At 73.2% G+C, this 13,837-nt stretch carries 10 protein-coding genes; 2 read left to right on the plus strand and 8 right to left on the minus strand.

Going from position 1 to position 13,837, the window contains the following annotated elements; translation table 11 throughout:
• Nucleotides 1-222 precede the first annotated feature (222 nt).
• Complete coding sequence (locus tag ABD126_RS18960; RefSeq protein ID WP_343935191.1) at nucleotides 223-1,104, minus strand: hypothetical protein; 882 nt, start codon at nucleotides 1,102-1,104, stop codon at nucleotides 223-225.
• A 95-nt stretch (nucleotides 1,105-1,199) separates the two neighbouring features.
• Here ABD126_RS18960 and ABD126_RS18965 point away from each other — a divergent pair, with 95 nt between their 5' ends.
• The gene (locus ABD126_RS18965) at nucleotides 1,200-1,988 is read left to right on the plus strand and encodes a hypothetical protein (RefSeq protein ID WP_343935192.1); all 789 of its coding nucleotides are present in this window, start codon (nucleotides 1,200-1,202) and stop codon (nucleotides 1,986-1,988) included.
• Nucleotides 1,985-3,598: a serine/threonine-protein kinase gene (locus tag ABD126_RS18970; RefSeq protein ID WP_343935193.1), complete on the plus strand. Its 1,614-nt coding sequence runs from the start codon at nucleotides 1,985-1,987 to the stop codon at nucleotides 3,596-3,598. Before ABD126_RS18965 ends, ABD126_RS18970 begins: the two co-directional genes overlap by 4 nt.
• A gap of 100 nt (nucleotides 3,599-3,698) precedes the next feature.
• On the opposite strand, the gene ABD126_RS18975 is transcribed toward ABD126_RS18970, so the two are convergent.
• The 7 genes from ABD126_RS18975 to tkt all read right to left on the minus strand — a co-directional run bounded on the left by ABD126_RS18975 (nucleotide 3,699) and on the right by tkt (nucleotide 13,642).
• On the minus strand, nucleotides 3,699-4,925 hold the full coding sequence (locus ABD126_RS18975; protein ID WP_343935194.1) for a sensor histidine kinase: 1,227 nt from the start codon (nucleotides 4,923-4,925) through the stop codon (nucleotides 3,699-3,701).
• A gap of 225 nt (nucleotides 4,926-5,150) precedes the next feature.
• Nucleotides 5,151-5,930, minus strand: coding sequence for a 6-phosphogluconolactonase (gene pgl / locus ABD126_RS18980; RefSeq protein WP_343935195.1), 780 nt, complete (start codon nucleotides 5,928-5,930; stop codon nucleotides 5,151-5,153).
• Nucleotides 5,927-7,261: a glucose-6-phosphate dehydrogenase assembly protein OpcA gene (gene opcA / locus ABD126_RS18985; protein ID WP_343935196.1), complete on the minus strand. Its 1,335-nt coding sequence runs from the start codon at nucleotides 7,259-7,261 to the stop codon at nucleotides 5,927-5,929. Before opcA ends, pgl begins: the two co-directional genes overlap by 4 nt.
• On the minus strand, nucleotides 7,258-8,799 hold the full coding sequence (zwf, locus tag ABD126_RS18990) for a glucose-6-phosphate dehydrogenase (RefSeq protein WP_343935197.1): 1,542 nt from the start codon (nucleotides 8,797-8,799) through the stop codon (nucleotides 7,258-7,260). Before zwf ends, opcA begins: the two co-directional genes overlap by 4 nt.
• Entirely contained in the window at nucleotides 8,796-10,412 is a 1,617-nt protein-coding gene (locus ABD126_RS18995; RefSeq protein ID WP_343935198.1) for a glucose-6-phosphate isomerase, read from the minus strand. Before ABD126_RS18995 ends, zwf begins: the two co-directional genes overlap by 4 nt.
• 1 nt (nucleotide 10,413) lies before the next feature.
• The gene (tal, locus tag ABD126_RS19000) at nucleotides 10,414-11,526 is read right to left on the minus strand and encodes a transaldolase (protein ID WP_343935199.1); all 1,113 of its coding nucleotides are present in this window, start codon (nucleotides 11,524-11,526) and stop codon (nucleotides 10,414-10,416) included.
• 22 nt (nucleotides 11,527-11,548) lie between these two features.
• Nucleotides 11,549-13,642 carry a transketolase gene (gene tkt, locus ABD126_RS19005; protein WP_343935200.1) on the minus strand — a complete coding sequence of 698 codons (2,094 nt, stop codon included), beginning with the start codon at nucleotides 13,640-13,642 and terminating at the stop codon, nucleotides 11,549-11,551.
• Between the last annotated feature and the right edge of the window lie 195 nt (nucleotides 13,643-13,837).

Raw genomic sequence — 13,837 nt, forward strand, 5'->3', positions numbered from 1 at the left:
GGCCGTTGTCGTGCCCGGAGCGGGGTGGGTTGGCGGGCAGGTTGAGGCCGAGCGGCCGGCGGGATGGCGTGGACAGGTGCGGCCCGGCCCGGCCCGGCGCGGCCTGGCTCGGTCCGGCTCGGCTCGGCCCGGCCTGGCTCGGCCCGGCTCGGCGTGGCTTGCTCCGCACCCCGTTGGCCCGGTGCGCGCGTGCCCGGTCGGCGTTCCTCCCTCGACCCCCGATCAGGTGCGGCGGCGCAGGGCGCTGAACTGGCGGCGCAGCAGCAGCGCGCCCACCAGGATGAAGAAGACCAGGACCACCAGGGTCGAGGTGGTGCCGCCGGTCGAACTGGTCAGCGCCACGTCCACGCTGCCCACCAGCACGATGCCGCAGTCCGCCCGGATCACGTGCCGCCCCGGCTGGATCGTCGCGAACTCCACCCGCGTGCTGAACGTCCCCGACCCGTCCGCCCGCGCCTTGCCCACGTCCTCGCCCAGCGACGACAGCTTCACCTCCGAACCCGGCCGGCACCCCGTCCCGGTCGCGGTCAGCGGGTCGCCGGGCTGGATGTTGTCCTTGTCCAGGGTCAGCGCGCCGTCGCCGTCGAACGGCTTGGTGGTCGTGGCCGGGGTCGACGCGCTGCTGGAGTCGGTGGTCGTGGTCGTCGTCGTGGTCGGCGAGGACGTGGTGGTCGTCGGCGGGCGGGTTGTGGTGGTGGTCGGCGCGGTGGTGGTGGTGACCGGTGGGGCGGTGGTGGTCGTGGTGACCGGGGGACGGGTCGTGGTGGTCGGGGTGGCCGTCACGGTGAAGCTGTCGGTCGGGTAGGCCGACGCCGCGCACACCGGCACCGCCGTCACCCGGTGACCCCCGATCGACGCGCCGGCGGGCACGGTGGCCGTGCCCGAACCCGCGCCCCGGCCGGCGTGGCGGCCGGAACCGACGACCTGTCTGCCGTCCCACACGATGCGCACCGTGTAGTCGGAGCAGTCGGGGTCCAGGTACACGCCGGTCCACGACAGCGTGAACGCGGCACCCGCCGGACCGGTGTCTGGAGTGGCGACCGCGGCGGCCGAGGGCTGGGCCGATGCCGGTGTGGCAACAAGGGTGGTAACGCCATAGGCCACGGCACCGAGTAGAGCTAGTGTTCCAGCCGTTCGCATACCGACTCCCGGACTCGTCCGTGCCCATGAACTTTCGAGGTGCCCCTGTGAGACGCATTATGAGCAGGGTCGGTTTACTGCTCTCCCTCGGGATCTTCCTGGGCGGCGGCACCTCCACCGCGCACGCCGTCACCCCCGACGCGGTCACCGTGAGCGCCATTGTGGACGGCAAACGGGTCACCGCGGACGATGAGCTCGTGCTCGACCCGGCCACCTCGACGCGCGTCGAAGTGACCGTCCACAACGGAACGGACACCGTCCGCCACGTCAAGACCGTCCGCCTGACCGGCACCGCGCTGGCGCTGACGTTCTTCTCCTACGACACGACCGTGCCGTTCGACGTGCCCGCGAAGCAGAGCGTCACCAAGGCGTTCGTGCTCGACCTCGGCCAGCTCGGCACCCAGGCGACCGGCCTGCTGCCCACCGACATCGAGGTGCTCGACGTCAACCGCGAGGTCCTCGCGACCGTCGGCGCGACCGGAGACGTCCGGGGCTCGCTGTGGTCGGTCTACGGGGTGTTCGGCATCGCCGTGTTCGTCCTGACCCTGCTCGCGTGGGCGGGCGCGCTGTGGGGCCTGGCGCGGCGCAAGCTGCCCGCGAACCGGTGGCAGCGCGCCATGCAGTTCCTGCCCGCCGGCGTCGGCACCGGCCTGGTCGCGGTGATCTCGCTGTCCGTGCTGCGCGTGGTGGCGCCGTCGCCCGCCGCCGAGATCCCGTTCCTGCTCGGCGCCGCGGCGGCGGCCCTGCTGCTGGGCTACCTGACCCCGCACCCGGCGCCGGACGAGCCGCCCGCCGACCCGGAGGCCACCCAGCGCATCACCCGCCCGCTGCCGGGTGGTGCGGCGTGACGGTGAGCCCCAGCGTCGTCGCGGCCCTGCCGCAGTACGACATCGGCGGCCAGATCGGTCGCGGCGGCATGGGCGTGGTGTACGCGGGCGTGCACCGGCCGCTGGGCCGCCCGGTGGCGATCAAGCGCCTCCCGCAGGTCCTCGCCGAGGACGACCGCATGAGCGCCCGGTTCGAGCACGAGGCCCGGCTGCTGGCCCGCCTGGACCACCCGCACATCGTGCCGGTGTACGACTACGTCCAGCACCACGGCGAGCACCTGCTGGTGATGGAGAAGCTCGACGGCGGCACGGTGTGGTCGAAGTTCAGCGAGCACGGCTTCACCCCGGCCCAGTCCTGCGCGCTCCTGCTGGCCACCCTGTCCGGCCTGCACGCCGCCCACGGCGCGGGCGTCCTGCACCTGGACGTGAAGCCCAAGAACCTGCTGTTCACCGCGCAGGGCGCGCTGAAGGTCGCCGACTTCGGCATCTCCCAGGTGGTCAGCGAGGGCGCGACCCTGGTGACCCACGGCGGCCAGGTCCTGGGCACCCCCGCCTACCTGGCCCCGGAACAGGCGCTGGGCAACCCGCTGAGCCCGGCGGCGGACGTCTACGGCGCGGCCACCGTGCTCTACGAACTGCTCAGCGGACGCCTCCCGTTCGACAGCGGCGGCGGCGCGCTGGCCATGATCCAGCGCCACGTCCACCAGGACCCGCGCCCGCTGACCGACGTCCCGCCGCCGCTGGCGGAGGTCGTCATGCGCGGCATCCAGCGCGACCCGCAGTCCCGGTACCGCAACGCCGAGACCTTCGCGATCGACCTGGCGGGCGCGGCGGCGGAGGTCTTCGGCCGGGACTGGCTGGTGCGGGTCGGTCTGCCGGTGCACCTGGCGCCGCAGGTCGCGGCGGCGAGCACCCGTCCGGCCACGCACCCGTCGGTGCCGCGGGAGACACTGGACATCCCCGTCCGGGCGACGATGGTGGACCAGCCGCCCTTGTGGTCCGGTCGGCAACCCCTGGTGCCGGCGAAGGACCTGATCGAGCCGCCCAAGCCCGCGGTGTGGTTCGCGGTCGCGGCGGCGTTGTTCGCGCTGCTGGTGGTGGCCCTGCCGTTCGCCGTGCCCGGCCGCGACCTGCCGGTCCTGCCGCACGACATGACCAAGCCGGTGGTGGTGGAGGGCGCGACCCGGCTCACGGTCGAGGCCGTGGGCGTCACGCTGGCCGACGTGGCGGGCCCCGGCGCGTTCGAACTGCCCGGGGCGAGCCGGTGGATCATCGGCGGGGCGGCCTCGGCGACGGCGGAGACGGCCGAAGGGGAACGCGAGTTCTCCCTCCAGCCGACGACCACGCCGATGATCAGCATCATGGGCGCCGGCAGCGCGGTGCTGCTGCTGTTCACGCTGGCCTACCTGGAGTCGCTGCTGCGGTCGCTGCGCCGGCGGCAGTCCGGCACGGCGGCGGTGGTCGCGGCGGCCCCGCTGGGGTTCGGGCTCGGTGTCGCGGTGTGGCTCCTCCCGACGGTCCTGCTCCGGCACGAGCCCGCGTTGTGGCCCGCCGTCGTGGGCGGCGTGCTGGGCGCGGGCGCGGCGGTCTGCACCGCCATCGCCACCCGGCGGGCGGCTCAACGGCACTGAGTTGGTTCGGCGTGCACGGCAGGGGGGAGTGCGCGCCGAGATCGTGGGGCCGGTCGCTCTCGCGGGCCGGTCGCTCTCGCGGGTCAGTCGATCTTGCGGGTCAGTCGATCTTGCGGGTCAGCGGGAAGGTGACCGCCACGCGGAAGCCGCCGTCGTCGCACGGTCCCGCCTCGAACGTGCCGTCCAGCAGGGCCGCCCGTTCGCGCAGGCCCACCAGGCCGTGGCCGCCGCTGGGCAGGGTCGCGCACTCGTGGGGCGCGAGCGGCGGGTCGTTGCGGATCTCCACGTGGAGTTCGTCCGCGTCGGCGTCGATGCGGACCGCGGTCGCCGCGCCGCCCGCGTGCTTGCGGACGTTGGTCAGCGCCTCCTGGACGGTTCGGTAGACCGCACCGGAGATCGGGGCCGGCAGGTCGTCCACCTCGCCCAGCACGGTCAGCGCCGCGGGCAGGCCCGAGGACGCCAGCAGCTGCGGCAGGTCCTCGATCCTGGGCTGCGGCGAGTCGTCGCCCGAGGTCGTGCGCAGGACGCTGACCAGCTGGCGCAGCTCGTCCAGCGTGCGCGTGCTCAGCATCCGGATGGTGCCCGCCACCTGCTGGGCGTTCGGGTCGGCCGCGGCCATCCGCAGGGCGCCCGCCTGCATGGCGATCAGGCTCACCTGGTGCGACACCACGTCGTGCATCTCCCGCGCCAGGCGGGCGCGTTCGTCGGCCCGCACGGCGTGCGCGTGCAGCATGCGCTCGCGCTCCCGGCTCTCGGCCAGTTCGGCGATGCGGGCGGACAGCTGCTCCCGCGCGTGCGCCAGCAGGCCGATCGCGATGGGCATGCCGGCCACGATGCAGCCGTAGATGGCGTCGTGGACGTGGGTCTTCCAGTCCAGCGCCAGGAACTCCTCCGGCGGCCACAGGAAGAACCGGCTGAACCACACCAGGCCCGCCGCGACGTAGGTCTGGGTGGACAGCAGCTTGCGCCGCGCCAGGGTGCCCAGGGCGATCATCGCCGCCAGCTGCGCCATGCCGGCCAGGAAGCCCGGGACGGTCAGCAGGACCACCAGGAACGGGAACCGGCGGCGGAACACCAGGGCCGCGACCGCCACGACGGACAGGGCGTAGTTGTAGACCTTCGCGTCCGGCGCGAACCAGAACCACACGTCGAACGCCGCGATCGCCACGGCCGCCACGTCCAGCAGGAGCTGCCGGTGGCGGGCGAGCCACGCCCGGAGGCCGCGGGCAGCGTCGGCCACCCGTTCGGTGGGGACGCCGTTGACCCCGCCGCTCGGCAGCCTCTCGACAGCGTTGCCGGCCAGGACCCGTCCTCCCGTCTCAGCCATCCGCCGCTTGTCACCGTACTGGGCTGTCATCACGCTTGGCATGACCCGCTCCTTAGCCCGCGCCGTCCTCGCACCGTCCACCCTCACCCAACGAGACGTGCTGATTACTCGTACGGGACGCGGAGCCCTCTACAAAGTTGCGAGCGCGAACGTCCGTTAAACGGACGCGTGAACGAGATCACGCCGCCCACCCGGAGGTGGACGGCGTGATCGTGGTCGAACGGGTCAGGCCAGCGGAGGGGTGAACAGGTCCGGCACCTTCGCCGCCGCCGCCGAGTCGAGCAGCCACAGCGTGCGGCGCTGCCCGCGCGCGCCGGCCGCCGGCAGCTGGACCTCGCCGGCGCCGGTCAGGGCCATCGCCACGGCCGCCGCCTTGCCCGCGCCCGTGGTCATCAGCCACACCTCGCGGGCGCGGCTCGCGGCCGGCAGGGTCAGGCTGACCCGGGTCGGCGGCGGCTTCGGGCAGTTGCGGACCGCCACGACCGTGCGCTCCTCCTCGTACACCGCCGGGGAGGACGGGAACACCGACAGCGTGTGCCCCTCCTCGCCCACGCCGAGCAGGCACACGTCGAACGACGGCACCGGGCCGTGGTCCTCCGGGAGCGCCTTCGCGGCCAGCAGGTCGGCGTAGGCGTCGGCCGCCGCGTCCGGGTCGTCGCCGAACCGGCCGTCGGAAGGCTCCATGACGTGCACCCGCGCCGGGTCCACCGGGACGTGGTCGAGCAGCGCCGCCCGCGCCTGGGTCTCGTTGCGGTCCGGGTGCCCGGCGGGCAGGAACCGCTCGTCGCCCCAGTACAGGTCCACGCGGGACCAGTCCACGGCGTCGCGCGCCGGGGTGGCGCGCAGCTGCTCCAGCACCGCGATGCCGGTCCGGCCGCCGGTCAGCACCAGCGACGCCGAGCCGCGCGCGGTCTGCGCGTCCACCAGCCGGGTGACCAGGCGGGCCGCCGCGGCGGCGGCCAGCAGGTCGCCGTCGCGGTGCACCACCACCTCGGGCCGGCTCATCCCTTGGCCTTCGCCGCCGCGCCCTTGCCCGCGACCTTCACCGGGCCGCGGGCCGCCGCCTTGGCGGGCTTGGCGGGCTTGGCCTTGGCGGCCTTCGCCGCCTTGGCCGGGGTGCTCGCCCCGGCCTTCACCGCCCCGCCCGCAGCCGACTTGCCCGCAGCCGCCCCGCCCGCTGCCGCCCCGCCCGCTGCCGACTTGCTCGCGGCCGACTTGCCCGCTGCCGACTTGCCGGCGGCGGCCGTCGCGCCCGAGGTGGCCGTCGTGCCCGAGGCGTCGGCCGGAGCGGCGTCGGCGGGCGTGTCGCCGTTGGGCTTGGTGGTGACCGGGGCCGGCGCGGCGCCGTTGGCCGAGGCCGCGGGCTTGCGGGTCACCGGCTTGCGGGCCGCCGCCGACGCGGTCTTCGCCGGGGTCCGGCCGCGCACGACCTTGCCCAGCGACCGCAGGGCCAGCTCGTACACCTCGTCCGGGTCCAGCCGGCGCAGCTCCTCGGCCAGGCAGTCGCGGATCTCGCGGCGCTGCAGCGCCACCCGCCGCTGCGGCTGGCCGGGCTGGGTCAGCGTGCCGACCTTGCCGTCCGGCCGCACCAGCTCCACCACCCCGGACCTGCGCTCCAGCCGCACGTCCACGATGCCCTCGCCGCGCACGGCCTTGGTCCGCTTCACCGGCGCCTTGAGCGACCCGGCGAGCCACGCCGCGAGCAGGTCGGTGGACGGGGAGTCCGCCTCGCCGCCGACCTCGGCCTCGGTCACCCGCTCGTACGGGGGCAGGTCGAACGCCGAGGCGAGCATGGCCCGCCACAGCGTCAGCCGCGTCCACGCGAGGTCGGTGTCGCCCGGCGTGTACCCGGCCCGGCGCTGGTCCAGCGCCTTGATCGGGTTCTTCTCCGCCGCCGCGTCGGTGATGCGGCGCTGCGCGAGCCGGCCGATCGGGTCCTGCGCGGGCACGGCCGGCGCCTCGTGCGGCCACCACGCCACCACCGGGGTGTCCGGCAGCAGCAGCGGCACCACGCACGACGCGCCCTCGTTGGCCAGCTCGCCGTACAGGCGCAGCACGATCACCTCGGACGCGCCGGCGTCGCCGCCGACCCGGATCTGGGCGTCCAGCCGGGGTGCGGCCCGGCGGGCGCCGCGCGCGACGACGATCACGCGGCACGGGTGCTCGCGGCTCGCGTCGTTGGCCGCGTCCACCGCGTCCTCGGTCTTCGCGCCGTCGTCGGTCACGATGACCAGCGTCAGGACCCGGCCGAGGGTGACCGCGCCGCCCTCCTCGCGCAGCTGCACGAGCTTGCTGTTGACCTGCGACGTGGTGGTCGAGGGCAGGTCGATGATCACGGACGCCTCCAGTGCCTGCCGGTGCGGGCCAGCATCTCGTCCGCCGACGCCGGTCCCCAGGTGCCTGCCTTGTACTTCTCCGGCGCGCCGGTGGCGGCCCAGTGCTTGAGGACCGGGTCCAGGATCTCCCAGGACAGCTCGACCTCGTCGTTCTTCGGGAACAGCGACGGCTCGCCGAGCAGCACGTCCAGCAGCAGCCGCTCGTAGGCCTCGGGCGAGGACTCGGTGAAGGCGTGGCCGTACCCGAAGTCCATCGTGACGTCCCGGACCTCCATGGTGTTGCCCGGCACCTTCGAGCCGAACCGCATGGTCACGCCCTCGTCCGGCTGCACCCGCACGACCAGGGCGTTCTGCCCCAGCTCCTCGGTGGCGGTGTCGTCGAAGGGCAGGTGCGGGGCGCGCTTGAACACCACGGCCACCTCGGTGACCCGGCGGCCCAGCCGCTTGCCGGTGCGCAGGTAGAACGGCACCCCGGCCCACCGGCGCGTGTTGATCTCGCAGGTGATCGCCGCGTAGGTCTCGGTGGTGGAGTCCTTGGCGAAGCCGCCCTCCTCCAGCAGGCCGGGCACCTTCTGCCCGCCCTGCCAGCCACCGGTGTACTGGCCGCGCGCCGTGGTCTCGTCGAACGGGCCGACGGGCCGGGTCGCGGACAGCACCTTGACCTTCTCCGCCCGCAGGTCGCTGGGCCGGAACGACACCGGCTCCTCCATCGCCGTGAGGGCGAGCAGTTGGAGCAGGTGGTTCTGGATCACGTCGCGGGCCGCGCCGATGCCGTCGTAGTAGCCCGCGCGACCGCCCAGGCCGATGTCCTCGGCCATGGTGATCTGCACGTGGTCGACGTAGTTCGCGTTCCAGATGGGTTCGTAGAGCTGGTTGGCGAACCGCAGCGCCAGGATGTTCTGCACCGTCTCCTTGCCGAGGTAGTGGTCGATGCGGAACACCGACTCCTCGGGGAAGACGTCGTTGACGATCTTGTTGAGCTGCTTGGCGCTGTGCAGGTCGTGGCCGAACGGCTTCTCGATGACCACGCGCCGCCACTGCCCGGGGTTGTCCGCGGGCGGGGTGGCGAGGCCGGCGCGCTTGAGCTGGTTGACCACGGTGGTGAACGCGCTGGGCGGCACCGACAGGTAGAACGCGTGGTTGCCGCCCGTGCCGCGCTCGCGGTCGAGGTCGGCCAGCGTGGTGGCCAGCGTGTCGAACGCGATGTCGTCGTCGAAGGTGCCCTGGACGAACCGGATGCCCTCGGCGAGCTGGTCCCAGACCTCCTGCCGGAACGGCGTGCGGGCGTGCTGCTTGACCGCGTCGTGCACGACCTGCATGAAGTCCTGGTCGGCCCAGTCGCGGCGGGCGAAGCCGACGAGCGCGAAGCCCGGCGGCAGCAGGCCGCGGTTGGCCAGGTCGTAGATCGCGGGCATGAGCTTCTTGCGCGACAGGTCACCGGTCACGCCGAAGATCACCAGGCCGCTGGGGCCCGCGATGCGCGGCAGCCGCTTGTCCCGCGGATCGCGCAACGGGTTGCGCTTGGTCGGAGCTGTCACGACCCGTCCTCCTGGATGGCCTCGACGAGCTGGGCCAGCCCGGCGACCCGGTCGGTCAGGTGCAGCCGCAGCACGGGACGACCGCGCTCGGCCAGCACCTGGCCGTCGCCCAGCGCCTGCGCCAGTTGCAGCGTGCTCAGGTCGTAAGGCCTGCCCGGCACGTCCAGCTGGTACTCCGAGGCGCCGGTGAGCTGGAGGAACACGCCGTTCTGGTGACCGCCCTTGTGGTACTGGCCGGTCGAGTGCAGGAACCGCGGGCCCCAGCCGAACGTGGTCTGCAGGTGCGACCGCTGCGCCAGCTCCGCGCGGGTGAGCGCGAAGGACGCGTCGTCCAGCCGGTCCAGGTAGGCCTGCACGGACAGGTAGCCGTGGTCCGGCGCGGCGGCGACCAGCGCCTTGATCGCGTCGGCGACGGTCTTCACGTCCGGGGACAGCCAGCCCTCGCTCGGGTACACCTCGACCGGGCCGTCCACGAAGGCCGGCTGGACCGGGGAAGCGGCCGGGGCGTCCAGGAGGGACCGCGCCGCCTTCTTCGCGGCCTCCACGTCGGGCTGGTCGAACGGGTTGATCTCCAGCACCCGCCCCACCAGCGCGGTGGCGTACTCCCACACCAGGAACTGCGCGCCCAGCGTGCCCTCGACCGCGATCGAGGACGAGCCGGTGGCCGGTCCGATCGCGACGGTCGTGGCGTCCGAGCGGGCGTCCACGAACCCGGGCGCGCCCGGACCCTCGACCACGACCGGCAGCAGGCCGGTGCCGTTCTTGCCGGTCGACTCGGCGATCAGCTGCTCGGCCCAGTCGCCGAGGCCGGAGATGCCCGACCCGGTGTCGGCGAACACGATCTTCTCCGCGCCGTGCGCGTGCGCCACCGCGAAGGTAGCCGCGAGCACGATGGCCGGGTTGTCCGCGTCGTCGGCCGACACCAGCGGGGCCGCCGCGGCGGCCTCGTCCAGCAGCGCGCCGATGTCCGCGCCCGCGAGCCCGGCGGGCACCAGGCCGAACGTGGTCAGCGCCGAGTACCGGCCGCCCACGTGCGGGTCGGCCAGGAACACCCTGCGGTACCCGGCCTCGCGGGAGGCGGCCTCCAGCGGCGAGCCCGGGTCGGTGACCACGACGATCCGCGACGCGGCGTCGACGCCCTCGTCGGCGAACGCCTTCTCGAAGATCCGGCGGTGGCTGTCGGTCTCGACGGTGCCGCCGGACTTGGACGACACCACGAGCACCGTGCGGGTCAGGTCGCCCTCCAGGGCGTCGGCGACCTGGCCGGGGTCGGTCGTGTCCAGCACGACCAGCGGCACGCCGGCGGTGCCGGTGATGACCTCGGGCGCGAGCGACGAGCCGCCCATGCCCGCGAGCACCACGCGGTCCACGCCCTCGGCGCGCAGCTCGTCGCGCAGGGCCTCGATCTCGGCGACCAGCGGGCGCGACGTCTCGTGCAGGGTGGTCCACGCGAGGCGGATGGACGCCTCGGACTCCGCCGCGGGACCCCACAGCGTGGCGTCCCCGGCGGTGAGCTTGCTCGCGGCCTGGTCGCGGACCAGGTCGCCCACCACGGTGGCGACCTGGTCTTCATTCGGCGAGCGGACGATCTCCACAGAGATCACCTCGGTCATGTCAGCCCTTCGCCTGGTTCAACTGTCCGGTCACCGTCTCCAGCAGCTCCGCCCAGGACTTCTCGAACTTGTCGACGCCCTCGGTCTCCAGCACGGCGAACACGTCGTCGAGGTCGATGCCGACCCCGGCCAGCGCGTCGAAGACCTCCTGCGCCCGCGCGGCCCGCCCGGTCACGGTGTCACCGGTGATCCTGCCGTGGTCGGCGACGGCGTGCAGGGTCTTCTCCGGCATCGTGTTGACCGTGTCGGCCACGACCAGCTCGTCCACGTACCGCGTGTCGGAGTAGTTCGGGTCCTTCACGCCGGTGGACGCCCACAGTGGACGCTGCGCGCGGGCGCCCTCGGCGGCCAGCGCCGCCCAGCGCTCGCCCTTGAAGGTCTCCTCGAACGCCGCGTAGGCCAGCACCGCGTTGGCGATGGCGGCCTTGCCGCGCAGCTCCTTGGCGGCCGGGGTGTCCAGCGCGTCCAGCCGCTTGTCGATCTCGGTGTCCACCCGGGACACGAAGAACGAGGCCACGGAGTGGATGCCGCGCAGGTCGTGGCCGTTCGCCTTGGCCTGCTCCAGGCCCGCGATGAACGCCTCCATGACGTCGCGGTAGCGCTCGACGGAGAAGATCAGCGTCACGTTCACGCTGACGCCCTCGGCGAGCACCTTGGTGATCGCGGGCAGGCCCGCGATCGTCGCCGGGATCTTGACCAGCAGGTTCGGCCGGTCCACGACCTTGGCCAGGTCCAGCGCCTCGGCGATGGTGCCCTCGGTGTCGTGCGCCAGGCGCGGGTCCACCTCGATGGACACGCGGCCGTCCACGCCGTCGGTGGCGGTGTAGATGTCGCGGAACAGGTCGCACGCGTTGCGCACGTCCGTGGTGGTGATCTCGCGGACGGCGGCGTCGGTGTCGGCGCCGCGCGCGGCCAGCTCACGCACCTGCTCGTCGTAGGCGCTGCCCTTGGCCAGGGCGGCGGCGAAGATCGTCGGGTTGGTGGTCACGCCGACCACGTGCTGGTTGGCGACCAGGCCGGCGAGGTTGCCGGTGTTCAGCCGCTCGCGGGACAGGTCGTCCAGCCAGATCGACACACCGGCGTCGCTGAGCTGGGCCAGCGGGTTGGCAGTCATTTCATCGCCCCTTAACGGAAGTTCAGCGGACCTTGGCCAGCGACCGGCGGGCCGCCGCGACGACGTTCTCGGTGGTGAAGCCGAACTCGCGGAACAGCGTCTGGTAGTCCGCGGAGGCGCCGAAGTGCTCGATCGACACGATCTCGCCCGCGTCGCCCGCGAACCGGTGCCACGGCTGCGCGATACCGGCCTCGACGACCACGCGCGCCTTCACCGAGGACGGGATCACCGACTCGCGGTAGGCCTCGTCCTGCGCGTCGAACCACTCGACGGACGGCATGGACACCACACGGGTGGCAACGCCCTCGGCCTCCAGCACCTTCCGCGCCTCGGCCGCGATCTGCAGCTCCGAGCCCGTGGCGATGATCACCAGCTCCGGCTCGCCGTCGCCGGCCAGCACGTAGCCGCCGCGCTTGACGCCCTCGACCGCCTTCTCCTTGGTGCCCTCCAGCACCGGCAGGTTCTGGCGGGACAGCGCGAGGCCCACGGGACCCTCGGTCTGCTCGATGGTCGCCTTCCACGCCGCGGCCGTCTCGTTCGCGTCGCCGGGGCGCACGACGGTCAGGCCGGGGATGGCGCGCAGGGCGGCCAGGTGCTCGATCGGCTGGTGGGTCGGGCCGTCCTCGCCCAGGCCGATGGAGTCGTGCGTCCACACGTAGGTGACCGGCGACTTCATCAGCGCGGCCAGGCGGACCGCCGGGCGCATGTAGTCGGAGAACACCAGGAACGTGCCGCCGTACGGGCGGGTCGGGCCGTGCAGCGCGATGCCGTTGAGGATCGAGCCCATGGCGTGCTCGCGGACGCCGAAGTGCAGCGTGCGGCCGTACGGGTGGGCCTTCCACATGCCCGTGGAGATCGACTCCGGGCCGAACGAGTCCGAGCCCTTCATCGTGGTCAGGTTGGACTCGGCGAGGTCGGCCGAGCCGCCCCACAGCTCCGGCAGCACGTCGGCCAGCGCGGTCAGCGTCTCACCGGAGGCCTTGCGGGTCGGCACGCCCTTGGGGTCCGGGTCCCACGACGGCAGCGCGTCGGCCCAGCCCTCGGGCAGCTCGCGGGCGACCAGGCGGTCGAACAGCGCCTTGCGCTCCGGGTTGGCCGCCGCCCACGCGTCGAAGGAGGACTGCCACTCGGCCTTGGCGGCCTCGCCGCGCTTGACGACCTCGCGGGCGTGGGCGAGGACCTCGTCGGCGACCTCGAAGGTCTGCTCGGGGTCGAAGCCGAGGATCTCCTTGACGGCCTTGACCTCGTCGTTGCCCAGGGCCGCGCCGTGGGCGGCGCCCGTGTTCTGCTTGTTCGGCGCGGGGAAGCCGATGATGGTGCGCAGCAGGATGAAGGAGGGCCGCTCGGTCTCGGCCTTGGCCTTCTCCAGCGCCTCCAGGATGCCGGAGACGTTCTCGCCGCCCTCGACGACCTGCACGTGCCAGCCGTAGGCCTCGTAGCGCTTGGCGGTGTCCTCGGACAGCGCGATGGCGGTGTCGTCCTCGATGGAGATCTTGTTGTCGTCGTAGATCACCGTGAGGTTGCCCAGCTTCTGGGTGCCCGCGATCGAGGACGCCTCGGAGGTCACGCCCTCCTCGATGTCGCCGTCGGAGGCGATCACGAAGATGTGGTGGTCGAACGGGCTCTCGCCCAGCGGGGTCTCCGGGTCCCACAGGCCGCGCTCGCGGCGGGCGCCCATCGCCATGCCCACGGCGGAGGCCAGGCCCTGGCCCAGCGGGCCGGTGGTGATCTCCACGCCGGGGGTGTGGCGGTGCTCGGGGTGGCCGGGGGTCTGCGAGCCCCACGTGCGCAGCGCCTTGAGGTCGTCCAGCTCCAGCCCGTAGCCGGACAGGAAGAGCTGGACGTAGAGGGTGAGGCTGGAGTGGCCCGCGCTGAGCACGAACCGGTCGCGGCCGACCCAGTCCGGGTCGGCGGGGTCGTGGCGCATCACGCGCTGGAACAGCGTGTAGGCCAGCGGCGCGAGGCTCATCGCGGTGCCGGGGTGGCCGTTGCCGACCTTCTGCACGGCGTCCGCGGCGAGGACACGCGCAGTGTCGACGGCGCGCTTGTCGAGCTCCGTCCAGTCGTCGGGCAGATGGGCCTCGGTCAGCCGGGTGATGTCATCGGTGACGGACACGGACTTCCAGCTCCAGTCTCACGTAGGCGGCGGTGTCTTCGACGGTCGGTCTCAATCGATCCCGTCAGGCCCTATCCGCGGTTTTCCCTCGTCCGCCGGTCAGCCTAGTGGGCGGTAGCGGCGTCCGTGCGACTTGCGCAATGTGGGTGTACGCACAGGGCATACGAGCGGGTCCCCCCCGGCGTTCAGACGTAC

It is taken from the genome of Saccharothrix mutabilis subsp. mutabilis, from assembly GCF_039521145.1.
Taxonomy (GTDB): domain Bacteria; phylum Actinomycetota; class Actinomycetes; order Mycobacteriales; family Pseudonocardiaceae; genus Actinosynnema; species Actinosynnema mutabilis.